The sequence below is a fragment of the Peribacillus sp. NPDC076916 genome (genome assembly GCF_050269675.1).
Taxonomy (GTDB): domain Bacteria; phylum Bacillota; class Bacilli; order Bacillales; family DSM-1321; genus Peribacillus; species Peribacillus aracenensis.
This window is the reverse complement of the sequence record NZ_JBNNIU010000001.1, coordinates 159,365-185,985: the sequence shown is the minus strand read 5'-3', so window position 1 is coordinate 185,985 and position 26,621 is coordinate 159,365. Positions and strand designations below refer to the sequence as shown.

General features: G+C 43.5%; 22 protein-coding genes. 21 read left to right on the top strand and 1 reads right to left on the bottom strand.

What is annotated here, in order from left to right; genetic code table 11:
* Positions 1–11 precede the first annotated feature (11 nt).
* The 10 genes from pyrR to pyrE all read left to right on the top strand — a co-directional run bounded on the left by pyrR (position 12) and on the right by pyrE (position 11,720).
* Positions 12–554: a bifunctional pyr operon transcriptional regulator/uracil phosphoribosyltransferase PyrR gene (gene pyrR, locus ACQKFG_RS00900; RefSeq protein WP_192203975.1), complete on the top strand. Its 543-nt coding sequence runs from the start codon at positions 12–14 to the stop codon at positions 552–554.
* Between the two features lie 176 nt (positions 555–730).
* Positions 731–2,020, top strand: a complete 1,290-nt coding sequence (locus tag ACQKFG_RS00895) for a solute carrier family 23 protein (protein ID WP_192203976.1) — start codon at positions 731–733, stop codon at positions 2,018–2,020.
* A gap of 196 nt (positions 2,021–2,216) precedes the next feature.
* Entirely contained in the window at positions 2,217–3,152 is a 936-nt protein-coding gene (locus ACQKFG_RS00890) for an aspartate carbamoyltransferase catalytic subunit (protein ID WP_427555530.1), read from the top strand.
* Positions 3,115–4,401, top strand: coding sequence for a dihydroorotase (locus ACQKFG_RS00885; RefSeq protein ID WP_192203978.1), 1,287 nt, complete (start codon positions 3,115–3,117; stop codon positions 4,399–4,401). Before ACQKFG_RS00890 ends, ACQKFG_RS00885 begins: the two co-directional genes overlap by 38 nt.
* Positions 4,398–5,504: a carbamoyl phosphate synthase small subunit gene (locus tag ACQKFG_RS00880; RefSeq protein WP_192203979.1), complete on the top strand. Its 1,107-nt coding sequence runs from the start codon at positions 4,398–4,400 to the stop codon at positions 5,502–5,504. The genes ACQKFG_RS00885 and ACQKFG_RS00880 overlap by 4 nt, the downstream gene beginning before the upstream one ends.
* Positions 5,483–8,689, top strand: coding sequence for a carbamoyl-phosphate synthase large subunit (gene carB / locus ACQKFG_RS00875; RefSeq protein WP_192203980.1), 3,207 nt, complete (start codon positions 5,483–5,485; stop codon positions 8,687–8,689). Before ACQKFG_RS00880 ends, carB begins: the two co-directional genes overlap by 22 nt.
* Entirely contained in the window at positions 8,686–9,465 is a 780-nt protein-coding gene (locus ACQKFG_RS00870) for a dihydroorotate dehydrogenase electron transfer subunit (protein ID WP_427555525.1), read from the top strand. The genes carB and ACQKFG_RS00870 overlap by 4 nt, the downstream gene beginning before the upstream one ends.
* A complete protein-coding gene (locus ACQKFG_RS00865) occupies positions 9,462–10,403 on the top strand; it encodes a dihydroorotate dehydrogenase (RefSeq protein WP_427555522.1) in 942 nt (313 codons plus the stop codon). The genes ACQKFG_RS00870 and ACQKFG_RS00865 overlap by 4 nt, the downstream gene beginning before the upstream one ends.
* Entirely contained in the window at positions 10,375–11,091 is a 717-nt protein-coding gene (gene pyrF / locus ACQKFG_RS00860; protein ID WP_192203983.1) for an orotidine-5'-phosphate decarboxylase, read from the top strand. Before ACQKFG_RS00865 ends, pyrF begins: the two co-directional genes overlap by 29 nt.
* Positions 11,085–11,720: an orotate phosphoribosyltransferase gene (pyrE, locus tag ACQKFG_RS00855; protein WP_427555518.1), complete on the top strand. Its 636-nt coding sequence runs from the start codon at positions 11,085–11,087 to the stop codon at positions 11,718–11,720. The genes pyrF and pyrE overlap by 7 nt, the downstream gene beginning before the upstream one ends.
* 53 nt (positions 11,721–11,773) lie before the next feature.
* Here the strand turns inward: pyrE and ACQKFG_RS00850 are convergent, their stop codons facing one another.
* Positions 11,774–13,495 (bottom strand): Rqc2 family fibronectin-binding protein, encoded by a 1,722-nt coding sequence (locus tag ACQKFG_RS00850; RefSeq protein ID WP_427555515.1) that lies wholly within the window; start codon positions 13,493–13,495, stop codon positions 11,774–11,776.
* Between the two features lie 422 nt (positions 13,496–13,917).
* Between ACQKFG_RS00850 and ACQKFG_RS00845 the strand changes: the two genes are divergently transcribed.
* The 11 genes from ACQKFG_RS00845 to rlmN all read left to right on the top strand — a co-directional run bounded on the left by ACQKFG_RS00845 (position 13,918) and on the right by rlmN (position 26,620).
* Positions 13,918–16,596, top strand: coding sequence for a calcium-translocating P-type ATPase, SERCA-type (locus ACQKFG_RS00845; protein WP_427556715.1), 2,679 nt, complete (start codon positions 13,918–13,920; stop codon positions 16,594–16,596).
* A gap of 154 nt (positions 16,597–16,750) precedes the next feature.
* Positions 16,751–17,626, top strand: a complete 876-nt coding sequence (locus tag ACQKFG_RS00840) for a YicC/YloC family endoribonuclease (RefSeq protein WP_349729624.1) — start codon at positions 16,751–16,753, stop codon at positions 17,624–17,626.
* 53 nt (positions 17,627–17,679) lie between these two features.
* Positions 17,680–17,943, top strand: a complete 264-nt coding sequence (remA, locus tag ACQKFG_RS00835; protein WP_034313813.1) for an extracellular matrix/biofilm regulator RemA — start codon at positions 17,680–17,682, stop codon at positions 17,941–17,943.
* 10 nt (positions 17,944–17,953) lie between these two features.
* Positions 17,954–18,568: a guanylate kinase gene (gene gmk, locus ACQKFG_RS00830; protein ID WP_034313809.1), complete on the top strand. Its 615-nt coding sequence runs from the start codon at positions 17,954–17,956 to the stop codon at positions 18,566–18,568.
* Between the two features lie 3 nt (positions 18,569–18,571).
* Positions 18,572–18,778 (top strand): DNA-directed RNA polymerase subunit omega, encoded by a 207-nt coding sequence (rpoZ, locus tag ACQKFG_RS00825; protein ID WP_098371057.1) that lies wholly within the window; start codon positions 18,572–18,574, stop codon positions 18,776–18,778.
* A gap of 247 nt (positions 18,779–19,025) precedes the next feature.
* A complete protein-coding gene (gene coaBC / locus ACQKFG_RS00820) occupies positions 19,026–20,234 on the top strand; it encodes a bifunctional phosphopantothenoylcysteine decarboxylase/phosphopantothenate--cysteine ligase CoaBC (RefSeq protein WP_427555511.1) in 1,209 nt (402 codons plus the stop codon).
* Positions 20,235–20,240: 6 nt separating this feature from the next.
* On the top strand, positions 20,241–22,652 hold the full coding sequence (gene priA / locus ACQKFG_RS00815; RefSeq protein WP_192203987.1) for a primosomal protein N': 2,412 nt from the start codon (positions 20,241–20,243) through the stop codon (positions 22,650–22,652).
* A gap of 93 nt (positions 22,653–22,745) precedes the next feature.
* The gene (gene def / locus ACQKFG_RS00810; protein WP_260284219.1) at positions 22,746–23,231 is read left to right on the top strand and encodes a peptide deformylase; all 486 of its coding nucleotides are present in this window, start codon (positions 22,746–22,748) and stop codon (positions 23,229–23,231) included.
* Positions 23,228–24,187, top strand: coding sequence for a methionyl-tRNA formyltransferase (fmt, locus tag ACQKFG_RS00805; RefSeq protein ID WP_427555507.1), 960 nt, complete (start codon positions 23,228–23,230; stop codon positions 24,185–24,187). Before def ends, fmt begins: the two co-directional genes overlap by 4 nt.
* Positions 24,174–25,526 (top strand): 16S rRNA (cytosine(967)-C(5))-methyltransferase RsmB, encoded by a 1,353-nt coding sequence (rsmB, locus tag ACQKFG_RS00800; RefSeq protein WP_427555504.1) that lies wholly within the window; start codon positions 24,174–24,176, stop codon positions 25,524–25,526. Before fmt ends, rsmB begins: the two co-directional genes overlap by 14 nt.
* A complete protein-coding gene (gene rlmN, locus ACQKFG_RS00795; RefSeq protein WP_427555501.1) occupies positions 25,526–26,620 on the top strand; it encodes a 23S rRNA (adenine(2503)-C(2))-methyltransferase RlmN in 1,095 nt (364 codons plus the stop codon). The genes rsmB and rlmN overlap by 1 nt, the downstream gene beginning before the upstream one ends.
* Position 26,621: the final 1 nt, after the last annotated feature.

Sequence of the window (26,621 nt, the reverse complement as noted above, 5' to 3'; positions counted from 1 at the left end):
TGGCCGACGTGTTGAATGAGAAAGCCATAGTACTTGATGAGCAGGCCATTAGCAGAGCCTTGACGAGAATTGCCCATGAAATTATTGAGAAAAATAAGGGTATTGAGGATTGCGTCTTAATCGGGATACGCACTCGCGGGATTTTCCTCGCTGACCGTCTTGCAAAGCGCATCAATCAAATAGAAGGCAAGGAAATAGAACTTGGTGAACTGGATATTACACTTTATCGTGATGATCTTTCGAAAAAGACCAATGATGGGGAACCCATCGTAAAAGGCTCAGACATTCCGGTCAACATCACTGACAAGAAAGTGATTTTAGTGGATGATGTTCTTTTCACAGGCAGAACCGTAAGAGCGGCAATGGATGCTCTGGTGGATTTGGGAAGACCTTCGCAAATCCAGCTCGCCGTATTAGTAGACAGGGGACATAGGGAATTGCCGATTCGCGCGGATTTTGTCGGTAAAAACGTTCCGACTTCCCAATCTGAAAAAATCACGGTTACTTTAACAGAAGTAGATGAAGTAGACCAAGTTACTATATTAGAAAACTAAACAACATGAAAATTTCATATTACCCTTTTAAAGACAGTCCAGAGAGGCTGGCAAAGGGGAGTCAATCGGGAGAGTTGTGTCTACGCATGGACATTTGCCTTCCGAGAAACCCTCTTTGTATATTGCAAAGAGGGTTTTTGCAGTTTTGATGGGATTTTCATGAGGGGGATACAGAAATGGAAGAAACTAAAAGGGACATCGTACTGGATGTCGAGGACGTGCCAAAGGCTGGCCAGTGGATAACGTTAAGCATCCAGCATTTGTTCGCCATGTTCGGTGCAACGGTGCTGGTGCCATTCTTGGTAGGATTAAGCCCGGCGGTAGCACTGGTTTCAAGCGGATTGGGCACACTTTCATACTTATTGATAACCAAAGGTAAGATACCAGCTTATCTCGGTTCATCTTTCGCTTTCATTACGCCAATCATAGCAGCTAAGGCTCTAGGAGGTCCGGAAGCGGCCATGATCGGCTGTTTTGCAGCAGGGTTCATATATGGGATAGTAGCTTTGATTATTCAAAAAGTCGGATTGCGCTGGTTAATGAATATACTTCCTCCGGTTGTGGTGGGTCCGGTGATTATCGTAATCGGATTAAGCCTTGCAGGAACGGCCGTGGACATGGCAATGTATGATCCACAAGATAAATACAGCGTCACATATATAGTGATAGCGCTGATCACCTTAGCGGTAACCATCATCTGTAACGTGTTCTTTAAGGGATTCATTAACTTGATCCCCATATTAATGGGAATCATAGTCGGCTACGGCTGTTCGGCTGTTGCAGGAATAATAGATTATGAACCGATCAAGTCAGCACAATGGTGGGAAATGCCTGAATTCATGTTTCCATATGTAACCTATACTCCGTCCTTCTCATGGGAAGTCATTGCCATCATGGTACCGGTTGCCATCGTAACTTTATCAGAACATATCGGGCACCAGATGGTACTGAGCAAAGTAGTCGGCAGGAATTTTTTAGAAAATCCTGGTTTGCATCGCTCGATTTTAGGAGATGGAGCAGGAATCATGATCGGTTCCTTTATCGGTGGGCCGCCGCTGACTTCATATGGCGAGAATATTGGGGTCCTGACTATGACAAAGGCGTACAGTGTGTATATCATCGGTGGGGCAGCATTGACTGCAATCATCTTTGGCTTTAACGGTAAGATTTCAGCAGTCATCAGCTCGATACCTACAGCTGTGATGGGGGGTATTTCCATCTTGCTCTTCGGAATCATCGCATCAAGTGGATTGAGGATGCTGATTGATAATAAGGTCGATTTTGACAAGAAAAGGAACCTGATGATAGCTTCAGTCATCCTGGTGTTAGGAATAGGAGGGGCGTTCGTACAACTATCGGAAACGGTATCGCTTTCCGGAATGGCACTTTCAGCCATCGTCGGAATCCTTCTTAACTTGATTCTTCCGGACCGTGAAAAAATATCCGGAGATATATTTGAAAAATAAGATATTGCATCAAAACAATAAATCACCTTTTAAAAGAAGTCCAGAGAGGCTTAAAAGGGTGTTGCTGTAAAGAGAATGAGAACGGGATAAAGTGTAAACCATTCCGTGTCCTCACACTCTTTATGACCTACACCCTGTCCTTAATGGCGGGGTATTTTTTATGCCCCGCATCACAAATGTGAAAGGAGCAGGATCGATGAAAAAATTATTGACCATGAATGAATTAGCTTTAACTGATATTGAAAGAATTTTACATGAGGCAGAGGGTTTTGCCAACGGATCTAGCTGGAATCCAAAGCAGCAGACCACAGTTGCCAATCTCTTCTTTGAACCAAGTACACGTACAAAATCAAGCTTTGAAATGGCTGAAAGAAAATTGGGGCTTGAGGTCATTCCTTTTGATGTAGGTACATCATCCGTGTTAAAAGGTGAAACCTTATATGACACTGTTAAAACGTTAGAAGCAATAGGTGTGAATGCCTTGATCATCCGTCATGAACAGGATAATTATTTTGATGAATTGAATGAGAAGATCGGGATTCCAATAATCAACGCAGGGGATGGCTGCGGAAATCATCCAACCCAATCATTACTGGACTTATTGACGATAAAACAAGAGTTTAAAAGTTTCAAAGGTCTGAAGATTGCCATAATAGGTGATGTGAGGCATAGTCGGGTTGCGAAATCGAATGCAGAAGCATTAACCCGTTTAGGAGCGAATGTCGTATTTTCGGGTCCGCCTGAATGGTTTGACAGAACAAACAGTTTGGGAAGGTATGAAGACATCGACCATGCGGTAGCTACCTCTGATGTGGTCATGCTGCTCAGAATACAGCATGAAAGGCATATTGAAAAATACGATCAGGCAAATGGAAATTATCTGGAAAGTTTCGGCCTGACCAAACAACGTGAAAAAAATATGAAACCGGGTGCGATCATCATGCATCCTGCACCAATAAACCGCGGTGTTGAAATAGACAGTGATTTAGTCGAATGCAGCCGCTCAAGAATTTTCAAACAAATGGAAAATGGCGTGTTCATTAGAATGGCCGTATTAAAAAATGTGCTTGAACAATCCGAAGGGGGAAACATTCATGAAAACAATAATCAAAAATGGAGTATTGCTAGATAATCAAAACTCATTCAAAAAAGCGGACATTGAAATGGAAGGCAAGGTCATCACAAAAATCGGCGAGAACTTGGCAACGGAAAATTGTAAAGTAGTTGATGCTGAAGGGTTACTTATTACATCAGGATTCGTTGATCTGCATGTCCATTTACGCGAACCGGGCGGTGAACATAAAGAAACAATCGCAAGTGGAACGCTTGCAGCGGCAAGAGGCGGTTTCACTACGGTAGCGGCAATGCCCAATACAAGGCCAGTTCCCGATACAGTGGAAAACCTTGAAGCGCTAAACAGGAAAATTGAAGAAACGGCTCATGTAAGGGTACTCCCATATGCATCCATTACAATCAGGGAAGCTGGCAAGGAGTTGACCGACTTTTCTTCATTAAAACAAACGGGTGCTTTCGCCTTTACGGACGATGGCGTGGGAATTCAAGAAGCTGGGATGATGCTAGAAGCGATGAAACGGGCAGCCGCTCAAGATATGGCCATAGTTGCTCATTGTGAAGACAATAGCTTAATCAACAAAGGCTCCGTCCATGAAGGAAGATTCTCAAAAGAACAGGGAATCAATGGAATTCCGTCCGTATGTGAGGCTGTACATATTGCCCGGGATATCCTCCTTGCTGAAGCTGCGGATTGCCATTATCACGTTTGCCATATATCCACGAAGGAATCGGTAAGGACTGTAAGGGATGCCAAACGCGCCGGTATCCGCGTCACAGCCGAAGTTACACCGCATCACTTATTATTGTGTGAGGATGATATACCTGGACTTGATACGAATTATAAAATGAACCCGCCATTAAGGGGCCGTGAAGATCGGGATGCATTGATAGAAGGACTGCTTGACGGAACCATCGATTTTATAGCAACAGACCATGCCCCGCATGCGGCAGAGGAAAAAGCGCAGGGAATGCAGCTGGCTCCTTTCGGAATAGTGGGATTGGAAACGGCCTTCCCGCTGCTTTACACCGAATTGGTTAAAAAGGGCGTCATTACATTAAAGCAATTGATTGATTTCATGACAATTAAACCCTCTGAAAGTTTCTCCCTTCCTTATGGAGAGCTAAAGGAAGGTGCTATTGCGGATATCGCGCTCATCGATTTGGAAACAGAAAAAGAAATTAATGCTGAAGAGTTTGCTTCAAAAGGAAAAAATACACCTTTTAATGAAAAGAAATGTTATGGCTGGCCAGTCATGACGATTGCGGAAGGAAAAATAGCTTGGGAAAAAGGACGTGTTCAAGGATGAAAAGACAGCTAATTTTAGAAGACGGGACAGTATTCCTTGGGGAAGCATTCGGAGGGGAAGTAGAAAAAATTGGTGAAGTCGTTTTTAACACAGGAATGACAGGGTACCAGGAGATTCTATCCGATCCATCCTATTGCGGTCAGATCGTTACACTTACGTATCCATTAATCGGGAACTACGGAATAAACCGGGATGACTTTGAATCCATCAATCCAGCTATATCGGGATTCGTCGTTAAGGAAACAGCAGAACTTCCTTCCAACTGGAGAAACCAATTATCACTTGATGAATATCTGAAAATGAAGAACATACCTGGAATAAGCGGAATCGATACGAGAAAGCTGACAAGGATCATCAGGAAATCAGGTGCACTTAAAGGGGCGCTCTGCAATATCAATAAAGATGCAAAAGAAGTGGTTTCCCAGTTGAAAGCAACGGTGATTCCTTCTAATCAAGTGAAACAGGTTTCAACAAAAGCACCATATTCCAGCCCGGGCAGAGGCCCGCGGGTAGTTCTTGTAGACTATGGCATGAAGCACGGGATTTTACGTGAGTTGACGAAGCGCGGCTGTGATGTCGTGGTTGTGCCTTATAACGTCACGGCCGAAGAAGTGATGCAATATCATCCGGATGGCGTGATGCTATCAAACGGTCCTGGAGATCCGAAAAGTGTTCATGAGACGCTTGAAATGATCCGTACAATCCAAACGCAAGTGCCATTATTCGGAATCTGTTTAGGACATCAATTATTCGCACTTGCAAACGGGGCGGATACGGAAAAATTAAAATTCGGCCATCGAGGATCTAATCATCCGGTTAGGGACCTTCGTACCGGAAAGGTATCCATCACATCTCAAAATCATGGGTATACAGTAGAAGAGCTTTCCATTGAAAATACAGATCTTATTGTGACACATACAGCATTGAATGATGATACGATTGAAGGCCTGCGCCATAAAAAGTATCCGGCTTTCACCGTACAATATCATCCGGAAGCATCACCAGGGCCGGAAGATGCCAACTACTTATTCAATGAATTCTTACAAATGATTGAAGCTGCAACCAACAAGGGGGAAAAAACATGCCAAAACGCACTGATATAAAAAGCATCCTAGTAATTGGTTCCGGTCCGATCGTCATCGGACAGGCCGCCGAGTTCGATTATGCAGGAACTCAAGCGTGTATAGCCTTAAAAGAAGAAGGTTATCGAGTGATCCTGATTAACTCTAACCCTGCTACAATCATGACAGACAGTGAAATGGCTGATGCGGTTTATATCGAACCGATCACATTGGAATTTGTCAGCAAAATCATTCGTAAAGAGCGCCCGGATGCACTGTTACCTACCTTGGGCGGACAGACCGGCTTGAACATGGCAGTCGAGCTTGCTGAAGCAGGAATCCTGGAAGAATGCAATGTACAGATTCTTGGGACCAAACTTTCAGCTATCCAACAAGCGGAAGACCGTGACCTTTTCCGTACGCTGATGAACGATCTAGGGGAACCGGTACCTGATAGCGACATTATTCATAACTTGAAAGAGGCATATACATTCGTTGAACGGGTCGGCTACCCAGTCATTGTTCGTCCTGCCTTCACGCTTGGTGGAACAGGCGGTGGGATTTGTGATAACGAAGAGCAGCTGATCGAGATTGTTGAGGGTGGCCTGAAAAGCAGCCCGGTACACCAATGTCTGCTTGAGAAGAGCATTGCCGGTTTCAAAGAAGTGGAATATGAAGTGATGCGCGATTCGAATGATAATGCGATAGTCGTTTGTAATATGGAAAACTTCGATCCTGTCGGTGTCCATACAGGCGATTCAATTGTTGCCGCACCAAGCCAAACATTAAGTGACAGAGAGTACCAAATGCTTCGAAATACGTCTTTGAAGATTATCCGTGCCTTGAAGATTGAAGGTGGATGTAATGTTCAGCTGGCGCTAGATCCAAACAGCTATCAATATTATGTCATCGAAGTAAACCCAAGGGTCAGCCGTTCGTCGGCACTTGCCTCAAAAGCAACAGGATATCCAATTGCAAAGCTTGCAGCAAAGATAGCCGTTGGTTTGACGCTTGATGAAATGATGAACCCTGTCACTGGCAAAACCTATGCCAGCTTCGAACCGGCACTGGACTATGTCGTTACGAAAATTCCGCGCTGGCCTTTCGATAAGTTCGAAAGCGCCAACCGTAGACTCGGGACCCAAATGAAGGCGACCGGAGAAGTCATGGCAATCGGCCGTACATTCGAGGAATCAATCTTAAAAGCTGTCCGTTCCCTTGAAGCGGGTATATACCATCTTAATTTGAATGACGAGTTTGAAGATGGAAAAATAGAGAAACGGATCAGGAAAGCGGGAGATGAACGGTTATTCTATATCGGTGAAGCGTTAAGAAGGGGAGTAACGATCGAAACAATACACGAATGGAGCCAGATCGATTTATTCTTCTTGCATAAGTTGAAAAAAATAATCGACTTTGAAAAGCAGCTTAAAGAACATTCTTTCGATTGTGAAGTATTGCAAAAGGCTAAAGAACTAGGGTTTTCTGACAAAACGATTGCAGAAATATGGGGAGTTCCCGAAATTGACGTCTATGAGTACCGGAAACAGCAAGGAATCATCCCTGTTTACAAAATGGTTGATACATGTGCTGCGGAATTCGAATCGGAAACACCGTATTTTTATGGGACATACGAAGATGAGAATGAATCCATCGTTACTGACAAGAAAAGTGTCATTGTTCTGGGATCAGGCCCAATTAGGATCGGGCAAGGAGTAGAGTTTGATTATGCGACCGTACATTCGGTATGGGCCATTAAAGAAGCGGGATATGAAGCGATCATCATCAACAACAATCCAGAAACAGTTTCGACGGATTTCAGTATCTCCGACAAACTTTATTTCGAACCATTGACTATTGAAGATGTCATGCATGTCATCGATTTGGAAAAACCAGAAGGGGTCATCGTCCAGTTTGGTGGACAGACAGCAATCAACCTTGCAGATGGTCTTGTTGAAAGAGGAGTGAAGATCCTTGGTACTTCACTTGAAGACCTGGATAGGGCGGAAAATCGCAATAAATTCGAAAGAGCACTTAAGGATTTAGGCATTCCGCAGCCAAAGGGTAAAACTGCAACATCGGTTGATGAAGCAATCGTCATCGCTGAAGATATTGGTTATCCGGTTTTAGTAAGGCCATCGTATGTTCTCGGAGGAAGAGCGATGGAAATCGTCTATAAACAAGATGAATTGCTGCATTACATGAAAAATGCCGTGAAAATAAATCCGGATCATCCTGTCCTGATCGACCGCTACTTAACGGGTAAGGAAATTGAAGTTGATGGAATTTCCGATGGCAAAACCGTCGTTATCCCTGGAATCATGGAGCATATCGAACGTGCCGGCGTCCATTCAGGTGATTCGATTGCAGTCTATCCGCCTCAAAATTTAACGGAAAAACAAAAAGAAGTAATCATCGATTATACGACCCGGTTGGCAAAAGGTTTGAATATAATTGGTCTCTTGAACATTCAATATGTCATCAGCAATGAAGAAGTGTATGTGATTGAAGTAAATCCACGTTCAAGCCGGACCGTTCCATTCTTAAGTAAAATTACGAACGTGCCGATGGCCAACTTAGCCACGAAGGTCATCTTGGGCCACACACTTGAAAGCCAAGGTTACAAATCGGGGTTAGTGCCAGAACAAACTGGAGTCTATGTGAAAGTGCCGGTCTTCTCTTTTGCAAAATTAAGAGGTGTGGACATCTCACTCGGACCTGAAATGAAATCGACTGGTGAAGTAATGGGGAAAGATAGCACCCTTGAAAAGGCTTTATACAAAGGGCTGGTCGCTTCCGGTTTCAAAATTAAGGGGCATGGTTCGGTGTTATTGACGATATCTGATAAAGATAAGCAAGAAGCGCTACTTTTAGCAAAACGTTTCCATAATATCGGTTTCAAGCTGATAGCCACCAGCGGAACTGCTGCCTTATTGAAGCAATCCGGCATCCCGACTGCGATTGTCGGTAAAATTGGCGAAGAAGGTACAAACCTGCTGGATGTTATCCGGAACGGGGAAGCACAATTTGTCATAAATACTTTGACAAAAGGTAAGCAGCCTGCCCGAGATGGTTTCAGAATCCGACGTGAATCGGTTGAAAATGGGGTGACATGCCTAACATCACTTGATACGGCAGAAGCTATTTTAAGAGTGATAGAATCGATGACTTTCTCGGCAGAAGCAATGGGAAAAACGGAAAAAAGTCGTGAGGTGAGCTATATATGATCAAGAAGGAAAGAATGAAGGTGTTAAATCATAAGGAACTGGCCCCATCCATTTTTGAACTTACTCTGCAAGGTGAATTGGTTTCAGAGATGAATCAGCCAGGCCAGTTTGTCCAAGTCAAGACAACAGATGGCACCGAGCCATTGCTAAGACGCCCGATTTCAATTTCTTCTTACGACAACAGTGAAAAACAGTTCACGATGATATACCGGGCTGAGGGTAAAGGAACGGCGCTGTTATCACAGCGTAAAGAGGCGGAATCGGTCGATATCCTTGGACCCCTTGGCAACGGATTTCCCGTTCATGAGGCTAAAAAGGGCGAAACGGCATTATTGGTTGGTGGCGGGATTGGGGTCCCGCCCCTGTATCAATTATCACGGATGTTGGTTGCAAAAGGTGTTAAGGTAATCCATGTATTGGGCTTCCAGACAAAGTCAGCCATCTTTTACGAAAAGGAATTCAGTGAATTAGGTGATACCTATATTGCTACGGTTGATGGTTCATATGGGACAAAAGGATTTGTTACGACTGTAATAGATAACCTCGATCAAGAGTTTGCAACGATCTTTTCATGCGGGCCTACACCAATGTTAAGAGCGTTGGAAGCGGGCTATCGTGAGAAAAAGCTTTACCTGTCCCTTGAGGAAAGGATGGGATGCGGCATCGGTGCATGCTTTGCCTGCGTGTGTCATACAGGGGATGATCCAACTGGTTTCAGTTATAAAAAGGTATGCAGTGATGGACCCGTATTCCGGGCAGGAGAGGTGGTATTATGAGCAGGCTTTCAGTGGAATTACCAGGATTAAACTTGAAAAACCCAGTCATGCCAGCATCTGGATGCTTTGGATTCGGCCGTGAATACAGTCAATTTTTCGACTTGGATATTCTTGGGGCGATCATGATCAAAGCGACCACTCCTGAGCCGAGGTTCGGTAACCCGACTCCGCGTGTTGCGGAAACCTCTTCGGGAATGCTGAACGCCATCGGTCTGCAGAATCCAGGTTTAGAAAAGGTCATCAGTGAAGAATTGGCCTGGCTAGGCGGGTATGATGTACCCATCATCGCCAATGTTGCCGGTTCGCAAATAGGTGACTATGTAAAGGTTGCCAGTGATATAAGTAAGGTGGGGAATGTAAAAGCACTTGAATTGAATATCTCTTGTCCGAATGTAAAAGAAGGTGGCATTGCTTTCGGTACGGTGCCGGAAGTTGCCAAAGAGGTGACCAAGGCGGTCAAGGAAGTGTCTTCCGTCCCTGTGTATGTGAAGCTTTCACCGAATGTCAGTAATATTGTGGAAATGGCCAAAGCCGTAGAAGAGGGCGGTGCCGACGGTTTGACAATGATTAATACATTAGTCGGCATGCGATTGGATTTAAAAACTGGCAGACCGATCCTTTCTAACAGGACGGGTGGGTTATCTGGTCCTGCAATAAAACCTGTTGCGCTCCGGATGATTTATGAGGTAAGCCAGCAAGTGTCTATTCCGATCATCGGAATGGGCGGCATCGCTACAGCGGAAGACGTCATTGAATTTTTCTATGCGGGTGCAAGTGCTGTTGCGGTGGGAACCGCTAACTTCGTGGATCCCTTTGTATGCCCGACCATCATCGAAGAATTGCCGAAATTGTTGGATGAGCTCGGATTTGACCATATTTCACAGTGTACCGGAAGGAGCTGGAAGCAGAATGAAGCAGTCACTAATTATCGCTCTTGATTTTCCTGACCTCATTCAAACAGAAGAATTCCTAAAACAGTTCCATTCGGAAAAATTAGCTGTAAAAGTGGGGATGGAATTATTTTATCAGAATGGACCATCAATAATTTCTTTCGTAAAAGAGCAAGGCCACGATGTGTTTTTGGACTTGAAGCTTCATGATATTCCGAATACGGTCAAAATGGCCATGACAGGATTGGCAACTTTAGGGGCTGACATGGTCAATGTCCATGCGGCGGGTGGACAAAAGATGATGGAAGCAGCCATTGAAGGTTTGGATAAGGGAACGTCCGCTGGTAAAAAACGTCCATTATGCATAGGGGTTACCCAACTGACGAGCACATCACAGGAACAAATGAATGTTGAACAAAACATTGCCGGATCTCTGGAGGATTCGGTCCTCCATTATGCAAAACTTACTAGACAGGCAGGATTGGATGGCGTCGTCTGTTCCACCCATGAAGTAAAGAACATACATGAACGCATCAGTCATGAATTTTTAACGGTCACACCTGGAATCAGAAGTGCAGGTGGACAGGCGCATGATCAAAAGAGAATTGCAACGCCTGAACAGGCTAGGGATTTTGGAGCGGATGCCATCGTTGTAGGGAGAGCCATAACGGGGGCGGCAGATCCATTAAAGGCGTATTTGGATATGAAAGCAGCTTGGGAGGGAATATCATGTTAAATAATAAGATAGCTGAACATCTATTGGAAATAAAAGCAGTGTACCTACAACCGAATGACCCCTTTACTTGGGCATCTGGAATTCAATCACCCATTTATTGTGACAACCGCTTAACCCTTTCATACCCAGAGGTTCGCAATGAAATAGCGGAAGGATTGCAAGGATTGATTGAACAGAATTTCCCTGAGGCTGAACTGATTGCAGGCACAGCAACTGCCGGCATTCCGCATGCAGCTTGGGTGAGTGAAAAATTAAATGCACCGATGTGCTATGTTCGATCCAAAGCCAAGGAGCACGGAAAGGGCAATCAAATTGAAGGCCGTGCTGTTCCAGGACAAAAAGTGGTTGTTGTGGAAGACTTGATTTCAACCGGCGGAAGTGTGATTACTGCTGTTAACGCGCTGAAAGAAGCTGGCTGTGATGTTCTAGGAGTCGTTTCAATCTTCACTTACGAATTGGAAAAAGGAAAAGAAAAATTCGATGCTGAGGGCATTATTAACCATTCATTGAGTGACTACTCGACTTTGATAAAAGTCGCTAATGAAAAAGGCTACATCACAGCAGAAGAATTGGAAAAGCTAAAAAAATGGCGTGAGAATCCGGCTGATACGGCTTGGATTTCTGCATGAAAATAGAGGTGACCCAATCACAAAGGATTGGGTCACCTCTATTTTTTTACCTTTCAATCCTTTACCGCTTCCTTTAAGCGTATGACAGTATCGGCATCAGGTGTAATATATACGGTCTGCTGCTGGTCGTAGATCACGAACCCGGGTTTGGAACCATTCGGTTTCTTAACATGGCGAACTTGTGTGAAATCAACGGGCACTGAGCTCGATTGCTGTGCTTTACTGAAGAAAGCTGCTAATACGGCTGCCTCTTTTATCGTTTTTTCACTTGGCGATTCATTTCGAATCACAACATGTGAGCCAGGTATATCTTTGGTATGAAGCCATATTTCATCACGGCGTGCAAACTTATTCGTTAGATAATCATTTTGTTTATTATTTTTCCCGACAAAAATGAGATCTCCATCTGTAGCATAATATGTTTCAAGCTGCGGTTTTGCATTTGCAGGCTTTTTCATGCCTTTTTTCTTTTTTTGCCTAATGTATCCTTCTTCCTGAAGTTCTTCGCGAATCTCCTCTATATCTCTGGGTGAAGCTGATTGGAGCTGCTGATGCAAGGCTTCAAAGTAGGCCAATTCCAATTTTGTTTTTTCGATTTGTTCTTGGACGACTCCGACTGCATTTTTGGACTTTTGGTATCTGGAGAAGTACTTCTGTGCATTATCTGATGGATTTTTTAACGGGTCAAGCGGGATGGTGACCATACTTTGTTCTTCATCATAATAATTGACGACTTCGATTTCCTTCATGCCTTTTTTCATTTGATATAGATTAGCTGTAAGCAGCTCACCGAATAACTGATACTGTTCTCCGCGTTCCGTATCTTTTAATGTACGTTCGAGCTTCCCGATTTTTTTGGAGTTCTTTTCTATTTCATTAGTAATGAAACGTTCTACATCCTGGCTCTTTTGCTTAACCCGATCTCTTTCTGCCTTTCCGAAGTAATAGCGGTCGAGCATCTTGCTCAATGAAGGAAACGTACGTTGATTCCCAGTCAGATGATCGAGTGAAAGCATATAAAAAACTTCTTTATTTCCATCTTGCCTGATCATCGCGGTATAGTTTTGCTCCGAGATTTCTTGGATGATTTTTAAAAAAGCTGCTGGAAGGGTCGTGCTGTTGGCAAGTCCAGCCCGGTAAACGGCTTCCTTTGCAACTAATGGTGAAACCCCAGAAAAATGGGAAACAAGCTGTCGATCCAGCTTTCCTGCATTGAAGTCAATATTCTTCCTTATATCATCCTCGGTAGCCTCGAAGGGATTCTTCTTTTCTTGTGCGGGCGGGGCCAAATATTCCTGGCCGGGCAATATTGCGCGATAACTGTTAACAGCATGTGAAACATGCTTAATGCTGTCCAAAATCATATTTCGTTCTTTATCGACTAAAACAATGTTGCTGTGACGCCCCATGATTTCGATGATTAACTGCTTTTGAGAGACATCACCAAGCTCATTGCGGCCCTTCACTTCAAAAATGATCATCCTATCAAGTTCATATTGATATATATTTTCTATCGTATAGCCTTCAAGGTGCTTCCTAAGAAGCATACAGAACATGGGTGCCTCTTTGGGATTTTCATAACTCTCTTCGGTCATTTGCACCCTCGAATAACTTGGGTGGGCTGATAGTAAGAGCTTATGGTTCTTACCTCCAGCACGAACAACCAGTATTACTTCATTTTTGTAAGGCTGATGTACCTTATTGATTCGTCCACCTTTTAATATAGAAGCGATTTCTTCTGTCATCGCTTTCGTGAATAATCCATCAAATGACATTCTATTTTTACTTCCTTTACATAAGATTTTCTAAGAACTCATTTTTGCCGGGCGTTATCAAAGCATCAGGGGCTGCCCATTTTAGCTAATCCCAATTTTTTAGCGAACTGAGTGAAAAGCTGGGGTAGTTAGTTCAGATAAATTGAATGGCTGATTTTTTTGTTTCTGAGATTAAATGCAAATTTAGTCCATTCATCATGATTAGCGGTCGTTCATTCATTAAATTATCCGGATCGTTCTTCTTTCCGCAATTCTGTTTAATTATAGCATTATTTTGGACGAGTCTGAATAATCATGGAAGAAGAGCAGGTTGTTTTATGTATCGGTAAGCAGGCAGGTGTTGGATGAGTAAAGCAAAAAGCGCCTGTTGAGATGTATACAGGAGCCTATTTCATTCTATTCAAAGGGATGTGTGATACTTGATGGAGTTCAAGGAAATGAATAATCAAGAAATGGAGAAAGCGCTTCAAACAAACGTTACACACGGTTTGGACGATGATGAAGTAAAGGACAGGCTGCGAAAGCATGGTTTTAATGAATTGAAAGAAGGAGAAAAACAGTCAGCCATTCTTTTATTTTTCGCCCAATTCAAAGATTTCATGGTCATAGTTTTACTTGCCGCGACCTTAGTCTCCGGGATATTGGGTGAATATATCGATGCGATTGCCATCATGGCGATTGTTTTTTTGAATGGAGTACTTGGGTTTTTTCAGGAACGGAAGGCAGAGAAATCCCTGGATGCCCTAAAGGAAATGGCTGCGCCGCAAGTTAACGTACTTCGGGACGGCCAGTGGCTGAAAGTCCCTTCGAGAGAAGTCGTAGTAGGGGATATCCTAAAGTTTTCAAGTGGTGACCGAATTGGTGCCGATTTACGGATTTTCGAGCATTCAAGCCTTGAGATAGAAGAGTCTGCACTTACCGGTGAGTCACTCCCGGCAGTTAAGTGTTCTGATCCATTGATGAATGAGGTTGAAGGTATCGGTGATCAGGAAAATATGGCGTTTATGGGAACGATGGTAACAAGAGGAAATGGGGTTGGAATCGTAATCGCTACAGGAATGAATACGGCGATGGGCAAGATTGCGGATCTCCTGCAGACTGCTGAAACAAAAGAAACACCACTTCAACGGAGGCTGGAACAGCTAGGGAAAATTTTGATCGTCACGGCTTTAATATTAACAGTAATAGTGGTCCTGACTGGTGTCATTCAAGGGCATGACCTCTATACGATGTTTTTGGCCGGGGTATCTTTGGCTGTTGCGGCGATTCCCGAGGGCTTGCCAGCCATTGTGACTGTAGCATTGTCTTTGGGCGTTCAGCGTATGATCAAACAAAAAGCGATAGTACGCAAGCTTCCTGCCGTAGAAACGCTTGGCTGCGCAACGGTGATTTGCTCAGATAAGACAGGAACACTTACACAAAACAAAATGACGGTGACGAAGGTTTGGAGTGGAGGGAAAACTTGGGATGTCGGCGGTACCGGTTATAATCCGGTCGGAGAGTTTTCTTTAGAGGGAGTTTCAGTTGCCCCGAAAAACCATAATGCCTTGCTTCAAATGATTACATTTGGCATGCTCTGTAATAAAGCCGAGTTAAAGGAGGATGGTAAACGATATATTTTGGACGGTGATCCGACAGAAGGGGCGATGCTGGTCGCGGCAATGAAAGCGGGCTTGACGAGGGAACACTTGTCTAAGAGGTTTACGATAGTCAAGGAGTTTCCATTTGACTCGAGCCGCAAAATGATGAGTGTCATAGTGAAGGATGATAAAGATAATCATTTCGTCATCGTAAAAGGGGCACCTGATGTATTAATCGCCCAGTCCGACACGATTCTTTGGGAAGGAAAGTCGGAAATATTGAATCAGAAGAGTATGGAAAGGGTGCAACAGGACATGAATGGGCTTGCCGCGCAGGCACTTCGAATGATTGCTGTTGGTTATAAACCCCTTTCAAAAGGAACGATTTTGCTTCATGAAACCGAAGCTGAGCGCAATTTGACCTTCATGGGACTGCAGGGCATGATCGATCCCCCACGTCCGGAAGTGAAGCAGGCAGTTAAGGAATGCAGGGATGCCGGGATCAAAACTGTCATGATTACTGGCGACCATGTAATAACCGCAAAGGCAATAGCTAAAGAACTTGGTATTTTAAAAGGAAAAGACCGTGTACTGGAAGGACGGCAATTGGCCGACATGGAAATCGGGGAACTTGAGGAAGTTGTTGAAAGTGTTTCTGTATTTGCCCGCGTTTCCCCTGAGCATAAGTTAAAAATCGTAAAAGCCTTGCAAAATAAAGGACATGTCGTTGCAATGACAGGGGATGGTGTCAATGATGCCCCTGCTATAAAATCAGCGGATATTGGTATATCCATGGGTATCACGGGTACTGATGTCGCTAAGGAAGCTTCTTCCTTGATATTGGTTGACGACAATTTTGCCACAATTAAATCGGCCATCAATGAAGGCAGGAATATTTACGAAAACATCAGGAAGTTCATCCGTTATCTGCTTGCTTCCAATGTTGGGGAGATTTTGGTCATGTTTTTTGCGATGCTATGTGCCTTGCCGTTACCTTTGATACCAATCCAGATCTTATTCGTGAACCTTGTTACTGACGGACTGCCTGCGATGGCATTGGGACTGGATTCCGCAGAAGAAGATGTAATGAAAAGAAATCCAAGAAATGCTAATGAAGGTGTTTTTGGAAGAGGGCTTGGCTGGAAGATCATCTCTCGTGGTTTTCTGATCGGGATTTCTACATTGATCGCATTTTATGTAGTATATCGTGCAAATCCGGATAATCTTGCTTATGCACAAACGATTGCGTTCGCCACCTTGGTCCTGGCTCAGCTAATACATGTATTCGATTGCCGAAGCGAACGTTCGATCTTCTCGAGAAATCCATTCGGTAACCTTTATCTAGTGGGGGCGGTACTGTCATCCCTATTATTGATGGTAGCCGTCATGTATGTGCAGCCTTTACAAACAATCTTTCATACAGTACCGATTTCGGGAAGGGATTGGCTATTAGTTATAGGGATGGCATCCATTCCAACTTTTTTACTGGCTGGAACCTTTTTAGCAAGAAAAGCACAATGATATATGGTATAATCATTAAGGTGGTAGAGTCATGCTCTATTGCCTTTTTATTTTGTAGTATTTTATTTGTGAGCTAAAGTTTTCGTGCTGTAGCTAATATATAATGAAAGTTAAAGGCCAAATTACTACATTATGTTTGATAGGATGTGGAACCATGGTTACCAGTATGACGGGCTATGGAAGAGAAGAAGCGGAAAACGAACAGGTCAAGGTTTTTGCCGAAATTAAGACCGTGAACCATCGTTTTTGTGAATATACGATTCGGATGCCGCGCCAGCTTTTGGTTTTGGAAGAAAAGGTGAAGAAGAAGGCGAATCAATACATAAGAAGGGGACGGGTGGAAATCTTCATCACAGTGGAAGGTGAGAGCCTGGTTTCCAAAAAGGTGAAGATCGATTGGAATCTTGCGGATCAGTATGTGGGTTTGATGGATGAAGTCAAGCGAAAGTATAATCTGGAAAGTTCGATTACATTACAGGATATGCTGCAACTTGAATCGATTTTCATGACGGAAGAAGTACCTGCGGTTCCTGCCGATTTGGAATCCCTGTTATTGAAGGCTGTCACGGGGGCATTGGAAAATCTGAAAGTAATGCGGAATCTGGAAGGTCAGGAACTGGCCTTGGACATGAAACGCCAGCTGAAAAGGTTCGGTGAGATTGTAGCAGGGGTCAAAATGCATGCACCTTCAGTCGTCGAGAAATATAAAGCCCGGTTGGAACTCAAGCTGGCCGAGTTGACTGAAGGGTTGATTGAAGATAGCAGGATTGTTACAGAAGCGGCCATTTTTGCTGATAAATGTGATATAAATGAAGAACTGACCAGACTCGATAGCCATGTACAGCAATTTTCAAGAACGCTTACCCATAGTGAACCAATTGGAAGAAAACTTGACTTCCTTGTCCAGGAAATGAACAGGGAAGTCAATACGATTGGATCGAAGGCAAATGATTCGGCCATTACCAAAGAAGTGGTGGAAATGAAAAGTCTTCTTGAAAAATTAAAGGAACAGGTTCAAAATATCGAGTAGTCGGTTTATGATGAACCTAACAAGGTGACAATAGATATGAATGGGGGACAAAAATGTCAATAAAGCTCATTAATATTGGTTTTGGGAATATCGTTTCCGCAAACCGGATCGTATCAATCGTGAGCCCGGAATCGGCTCCGATCAAAAGGATCATCCAGGACGCCCGGGACCGCGGATCCTTAATAGATGCTACATATGGTAGAAGAACCAGGGCCGTAATAATTACAGACAGCGACCATGTTATCTTATCTGCCGTTCAACCGGAAACGGTTGCTGCACGGCTCCAAGACAGAGATGACAGCGTAGAAGAGGGGTAACTGAAACAATATGAGAGAAAAAGGTTTATTAATCGTTTTGTCCGGTCCATCCGGTGTTGGTAAAGGAACAGTAAGGAAGGCAATTTTTTCTCAGCCAGGAACGGCATTCGAATATTCAATTTCGATGACGACACGGCTGCCTCGCCATGGTGAAGTGGACGGAGTGGACTATTTCTTCAAAAAACGCGAAGAATTCGAAGCACTTATCGAAGAAGGTAAATTGCTGGAATATGCTGAGTTCGTCGGTAATTATTATGGAACACCTGTGGATTATGTCCGTGAAACAATCGATTCCGGAAAAGATGTATTTCTGGAAATAGAAGTGCAAGGAGCTAAACAGGTGCGGGAGAAATTCCCTGAAGGACTTTTCATTTTCCTTGCTCCTCCAAGTTTAACTGAACTCGAAAGCCGCATCGTTACTCGCGGAACCGAGACGGAGGAAGCGATAAAAGGAAGGATGAAGGTGGCTAAGGAAGAAATAGAACTTATGGATCTATACGATTATGTTGTTGAAAATGATCATGTGGATGCCGCATGCGCGCGAATTAATGCAATTGTAATTGCCGAGCATTGCCGTCGGGAAAGAGTTGCTGTTTTATATAAAAAAATGTTGGAGGCGGAATAAATTATGTTATATCCATCAATTGATTCTCTATTACTTAAAATCGATTCTAAATACTCACTTGTATCAGTGGCGGCTAAACGCGCCAGGGAAATGCAAATTAAAGATAACTGCCTCGTAACGAAACCGGTTTCCCATAAATCGGTAGGTCGTGCCCTTGAAGAAATTCATTCCGGTAAATTGACTTATGATAATTCTTACGAGGAAAACTGAGAACACATAGCTTGACCTATCGGGCCTGACACCCTAAAGCAAACAGGAGCATTACATTTGGAAAGTGCTTCCTTCCTGCGGCCAAGGTGTCAGGCCTGTTTGTTTTGATTTTTTTAATCACTGGTGGAATCAGGTGAAATACGGAATTCCTGGGAGAACTCATATGTTATTGCGCATTTCAAATGAAATTTCTTCGGTTTTCCGTCATAATTAGAAAAAATAGAATGTATAGTTAGGGGAAATTTGCATGCTTATCGATAAAAAAGTACTTCTTTGTGTCACCGGCGGGATTGCTGTATATAAGGCTGCTGCCCTGACAAGTAAATTAACTCAGGAAGGTGCCCATGTAAAAGTGATCATGAGTGAATCGGCACGTAAGTTCGTGACGCCGCTCACCTTTCAGGCACTTTCGAGAAATGATGTTTATACGGATACTTTTGATGAGAAGGATTCTTCAGTCATTGCCCACATCGACTTGGCTGATTGGGCTGATATCATCCTTTTGGCTCCAGCTACAGCCAATGTCATTGGCAAGGTAGCCAATGGAATCGCGGATGATATGATCACGACCACGCTGCTGGCAACGGAAGCTCCTGTTTGGGTTGCGCCGGCAATGAACGTGCACATGTACGCCCATCCAGCGGTTCAGAAAAATATGGAGACACTTCGGTCATTTGGATATCAATTCATTGAACCGGGTGAAGGGTATTTGGCCTGCGGTTATGTAGGAAAAGGGCGATTGGAGGAACCGGAAACAATCGTGGAACATCTTAATCGATATTTCGGTGAACGCAAATCACAGAAACAGCCTCTTAAAGGAAAGAAATATTTGATAACGGCAGGACCGACTCGTGAAGCGATTGATCCGGTGCGTTATGTGACGAATCATTCCAGCGGCAAAATGGGCTATGCCCTAGCCGAAGAGGCAATTAAAATGGGTGCTGAAGTGACATTGATTACTGGTCCCGTGAACTTGACGCCACCTTTCAAAGCTAGAGTAATACCAGTGGAATCTGCAGCGGATATGTATGATGCGGCATTCGAACAGTTCGATTCCAGCGACGTCGTAATCATGACGGCTGCAGTTGCGGACTATAAACCAAAGATTTATCATGCTCAAAAGATGAAAAAGCAGCCAGGGGAAAATGTGATTGAATTTGAACGGACAAAGGATATCCTTAAGGAACTCGGTGAAAATAAAACTCATCAAATCTTGGTAGGTTTTGCGGCTGAAACGAACAACGTTGAAGAATATGCAAGAGGAAAATTAGTCAAAAAGAATGCAGATATGATCGTTGCCAATAATGTTACCATCGCAGGGGCAGGGTTTGGAACGGATACGAACATCGTGACCATTTACGATAAAGATGGAAGTGCGACCGAACTTCCAAAAATGAGTAAAGCGGATATAGCTAAAAGCATTCTGGCAGAAGTATCACGCATGCAAAAGGAATGATGTCTTATGGATATAGCATCCGTAATCGTGGATGTACCTGCTAAACAAACGGATCGAGAATTCGACTATCGCATACCTGAAAAGTGGAACCAAGTCATCAAACCCGGAATGCGAGTCATCGTCCCGTTCGGACCAAGAATGGTGCAGGGATTCGTCACAGGCTTAAAAGCTAAAAGCGACTTTGCGAAATTACGCAATATAAAGGAACCAATGGATTTGGAGCCCATCCTTAATGATGAATTGCTGCAGCTTGGTGACTGGTTGACCAAAGAGGCGATGTGTTTTAAGATTTCATCGCTGCAGGCCATGCTTCCGGCAGCGATGAAAGCAAAGTATGAAAAAGTTATTAAAGTCGTTGAAGAAAAAAAGGATCAGCTGCCTCTCTTCATCCAAAACCTTTTCGGAAAAAATGATTCAATATCATGGAAAGACGTGATTGAAGGGGAGAACGCCTCCCTCTTCCAAAAGGAAATGCAAAATGGCAATCTTGAGCTCGTATATAATGTGAAAAACCGGCTAAATAAGAAGACGGTCCGTGTCATTAAATCTTTGCTTTCCCCTAAGGAACTGAAGGAAATGGCATCAGCCATGTCCAGCCATGCAAAAAAACAACAGGAACTCCTTCAATACTTTATTGAACATCAAGAACCCATTCCGTTAAAGGAATTGCTCGAATTGTTAAACACATCAAGCGGTACCGTCAAATCCCTAGTGTCAAAAGGGGCTTTGGCGGAAATGGATCAAGAAATATATCGTGATCCGTATGAAAACCGTGTGTTCGAAAAGTCCACACCCTTTACACTAACAGCTGAACAAACAGCTGCCTTGAAGCCCATCAACGAGAAAATCCGTCATGATGAACATGATGTCTTTCTTTTATATGGTGTAACCGGCAGCGGCAAGACAGAAGTGTATCTACAGGCAATTGCCTCTGTCATTGAAAAAGGAAAGGAAGCCATCATGCTTGTACCTGAAATCTCCTTAACGCCACAGACGGTAAAGCGTTTTAAGGAACGATTTGGAGAGCAGGTAGCTGTCATGCATAGCGGTTTATCCGTAGGTGAAAAATATGATGAATGGCGGAAAATCCATCGTAAGGAAGTTAAAGTGGTGGTGGGGGCGCGTTCAGCCGTGTTTGCTCCTTTTGAAAACCTGGGGCTGGTCATCATTGATGAAGAACATGAATCAAGTTATAAGCAAGAAGAAACGCCAAGGTACCACGCCAGGGATGTTGCCATTGAAAGAGCAAAATCATATAGGTGTCCGGTAATTCTTGGCAGCGCCACACCTACACTTGAATCTTTTGCGCGTGCCAAGAAAAATGTCTATAAATTATTGACCCTTAGCCAGAGGATGAATAAAAATGCGTTGCCGGCAGTGGATATTGTAGATATGAGGGAAGAACTAAGAACGGGAAATCGTTCCATGTTTTCGGAGCTGCTCTTTACCAAGCTGAAAGACCGGCTTGAGAAGGGAGAGCAAACAGTCCTGATGCTAAATAAAAGGGGACATTCTTCCTTTGTGATGTGCCGAAGCTGCGGATTGGTCATCAACTGCCCTAATTGTGACATTTCACTTACTTATCATCGCTTTAATGATATAATGAAATGCCATTATTGTGGGTTTGAAGAGGGAATGCCTTCCGTTTGCCCTGAATGTGAAAGTGAACATATAAGATTCTTCGGTACGGGCACTCAAAAGGTTGAAGAAGAGCTGGCAAAAATTCTCCCTGAAGCACGGGTCATACGAATGGATGTTGATACGACGAGCAAGAAAGGTTCACATGAGCGGTTGCTGAATGCCTTTGGTGAAGGGAAGGCAGATATATTGCTTGGCACCCAAATGATAGCCAAGGGCCTTGATTTTCCTAATATCACTCTTGTTGGAGTCCTATCAGCTGATACGATGCTGCATCTGCCTGATTTCCGTTCTTCTGAAAAGACATTCCAGCTGCTGACACAGGTAAGCGGAAGGGCGGGACGTCATCAGCTTCCGGGAGAAGTGGTCATCCAAACGTATACGCCTGAGCACTACAGCATCGAGCTTTCAGCCTTACAGGATTTTGATGCTTTTTATGAACGGGAGATGCATCTAAGGAGGCAAAGTCATTACCCTCCCTATTATTACGTTGTCCTTATAACCGTTTCACATGAAGACTTAATGAAGACGGTAAGTGTTACTGAAAAAATCACCAATTATTTAGGCTCACGATTGAATCGGGATTCTATCGTACTGGGTCCGGTTGCTTCGCCCATTAGTCGAATCAACAATAGATATCGCTATCAATGTCTGATAAAATACAAACGAGAGCCGGACCTTAATCAGCATCTACGCACACTTTTGGAGCATTACCAAAAAGAAACCGCTCAAAATCATCTGCAGATTTCAATAGATTTAAATCCACAGATCATGATGTAATTGTTTGAGAGATGGATGATTACCGCGAGCTGCTACAGCTTGCGTTTTTATAATGAAGTGTTGTTTTTCATATCTAGGAGGGTACCTTTAATTTTGGCTATTTTACCGATTGTCTTGTTTCCTGAAAAAATTTTACAACAAAAATGCGATAAAGTAACAAGTTTTGATAAAAAGTTGGCAAAGCTGTTAAATAATATGTATGAAACGATGGTGGAGGCGGATGGCGTTGGACTTGCAGCACCTCAGGTTGGCGTGAAAAAGCAAGTGGCCGTCGTTGAAATAGAAGAAGGATCAGGTGCTATCGAACTGATTAATCCGGAAGTGCTGGAAGTGGAAGGCGAACAGACAGGTGTTGAAGGATGCTTGAGCTTCCCGAGTTTATATGGCGAAGTATCGCGTCCATACCGCGTCAAAGTCCGGGCACAAGACCGAAAAGGATCTTTTTTCGAAATAGAAGCGGAAGATTTCCTCGCGAGGGCCCTTCAGCATGAAATTGATCATCTGCAAGGCGTTTTATTTACAAGTAAGGTCTCCCGGTATATTTCGGAAGAAGAGTTAGAAAGGTTTGGGGAAGAATGACAAAAATTATATTTATGGGTACGCCGGACTTTTCAGTGCCGGTATTGAGAAGAATCATTGATGAAGGGTATGATGTGATCGCTGTGGTCACGCAGCCCGATCGTCCAGTAGGCCGCAAAAAGGTACTGACGCCGCCGCCAGTTAAGGTCGAAGCCGAAAAGCAGGGGCTTCCCGTTTATCAGCCCGAAAAAATCCGAGAAAAAGAAGAACTTGAAAAAATCATTGCATTGAATCCTGACTTAGTGGTGACGGCGGCTTTCGGTCAAATCCTTCCGAATGAATTGCTGGATGCCCCTAAGTACGGATGTATTAATGTACATGCCTCCCTGCTTCCTGAACTGCGTGGAGGGGCGCCAATTCATTATTCCATCTTACAAGGGAAAGAAAAGACGGGAATAACCATCATGTATATGGCGGAAAAATTGGATGCCGGTGATATATTGACCCAGGCGGAAGTGATTATAGAGGAAGAAGACAATGTAGGTTCACTGCATGATAAATTAAGCAAGATAGGGGCGGATTTACTTGCAGAGACGCTTCCGAAACTTATAAATCAGGAGCTGCAGGCGATCAAGCAGGATGAGGCAAAAGCGTCTTTTGCGCCTAACATAAAACGGTCTGAGGAAAAAATCGACTGGTCGAAATCAGGGGAAGACATCTATAACCATGTACGTGGCCTGAATCCTTGGCCTGTTGCTTATACAACTTTAGATGGGGCCATTTTGAAAATTTGGCAGGTGAAGAAACTTGCAGATGGCAATCAGGCAGTGCCGGGCACGGTCATTGATGTAAAAAGTGATGGTTTCATCGTTTCGACAGGCAATGAGACGGCAATACTAGTTACAGAACTGCAGCCTTCAGGGAAGAAAAAAATGCCGGCGAAAGATTATTTGCGCGGAGCCGGATCGTTCATTAAAGCAGGCATGAAGTTAGGAGAACAGAATGAAGCAAACTAAAAAGGGAGTACGTGAAATCGCTCTCGATATCTTGGAATCTGTAGAGAAAAACCAATCCTACAGTAACCTATTATTGAACAATTTGATTAAAAAGCACCAGTTATCCGCCGTGGATAGCGGACTGCTTACAGAAATAAGCTACGGTACCATACAGCGGAAGATGACTTTGGATTATTATTTGAACCCATATATTAAACAACCGAAAAAAACGCAAAGCTGGGTCATCAATTTACTTAGACTTTCCGTTTACCAAATGGTCTATTTAGATAAAGTGCCTGATCATGCAATCATTTTCGAGGCCGTCGAAATATCCAAAAAGCGCGGGCATAAAGGTACATCTTCGATGGTAAATGGTGTACTTCGTAATATTCAAAGAAATGGTGTTCCTTCTTTAGGTGATATTAAAGATGATCTGGAACGGCTTTCCATAGAAGTAAGTCACCCAATTTGGTTGGTCAGGCGTTGGGTAGAGCAATTTGGTTATGAAAAAACCAAGGAAATGTGTGAGATCAACTTAACTGCGCCTTTACAGACGGGACGGGTTAATTTAAAGAAGATTTCACGCCGTGAACTGATCAGCATATTAACGGAAGAAGGATATGATGTTGAGGCAAGTGAAGTCGTTCCCGAAGCAATCGTCAGCTATAAAGGGAATCTTGCTCATTCAGAAAGCTACAAATTAGGGTATTTATCGATTCAGGACGAGAGTTCAATGCTTGTAGCCCATGCATTAGGTGCGAATGAAAATGATGCTGTACTCGATTGCTGTGCTGCACCTGGAGGGAAAACGACACATATCGCAGAAGGCTTGACCACTGGACAAGTATATGCGCTCGACCTTCATGAGCATAAGGTCAAGCTCATTAAAGAACAGGCTGAGCGCCTAAAACTCAGAAACAATATTAAAACAATGGCCCTTGATAGCAGGAAAGTGCAAGAACACTTTAATAAAGAAGGGTTTGACAGGGTGCTGATCGATGCACCATGTTCCGGGTTGGGAGTCATGCGCCGGAAGCCTGATGTAAAGTACACTAAAACAAAAGATGATATAATGAAACTCTCAAGTATACAAATACAATTATTGGAATCGGCTGCCCCGCTTGTTAAGCAAGGCGGACGGTTAGTATATAGTACCTGTACGGTGGATAAAGAAGAAAATGACAAAGTCGCTGCAGCATTTTTGGAAAGCCATCCGGATTTTGAAAGCGATGCAACCTTGTCCACAAGAATGCCTGAAAGCGTTCAGCCATTTATCGAGGGGCATACGCTGCAAGTTTTTCCGCAATATTTTAGCAGTGACGGATTCTTTATTGCGAGTTTTAGAAAGAAGGTGCTGTAATGGCAGAAATCACTAAATCATCTAGAGTAAGAAAAGACACGACACCAGAAAAACCATCGATCTACTCATTAGAGCTTCACCAAATTAAAGAATGGCTTGTTCAAAATGGAGAGAAGGCATTCCGGGCCGATCAAATATATGACTGGCTTTATAAAAAGCGTGTCTCCAGTTTTGAAGATATGTCCAACCTTTCGAAAACATTACGGGATAAGCTTGAATCACAATTCACCTTCACGACATTGAAGACTTTGATTCAGCAAACGTCCAATGACGGAACCATGAAGTTTTTATTTGAACTCCATGATGGATATTCGATTGAAACAGTGCTGATGCGCCATGAATACGGAAACTCCATTTGCGTGACAACGCAGGTAGGATGTAGAATTGGCTGTACATTCTGTGCATCGACATTAGGCGGTTTAAAGCGTAATCTTGAATCAGGGGAAATTGTTGCCCAGGTCGTTAAAGTTCAGCAAGCACTTGACGAATTGGAAGAACGTGTTAGTTCTGTCGTTATCATGGGAATCGGTGAACCGTTTGATAACTACGATAATATGATGTCATTCTTGAAGAATATAAACCATGAAAAAGGCTTGAACATCGGGGCGCGTCATATTACCGTTTCTACAAGTGGAATCATTCCTAAAATCTATAAGTTTGCCGAAGAAAGCATGCAAATAAACTTTGCTGTTTCCCTTCATGCACCGAATACGGAATTGAGAAGTAAATTGATGCCGATCAATAAGGCCTACAAACTTCCAGACTTGATTGAAGCCATCAAATACTATACAGAAAAAACAGGTCGCCGTGTAAGTTTTGAATATGGTCTATTCGGTGGCGAAAATGATTCAGTGGAGCACGCAGAAGAATTAGCAAGTTTAATAAAAGGGATAAAATGCCATGTTAACTTAATACCGGTTAACTATGTACCTGAACGCAACTATGTACGTACACCTCGGGACCAAATTTTTGAGTTTGAAAAAACATTGAAGAAGCGCGGCATTAATGTAACGATCCGAAGGGAACAAGGCAGTGATATTGACGCAGCCTGCGGCCAGCTTCGGGCCAAGGAGCGCAAAGAAGAGACGAGGTGAC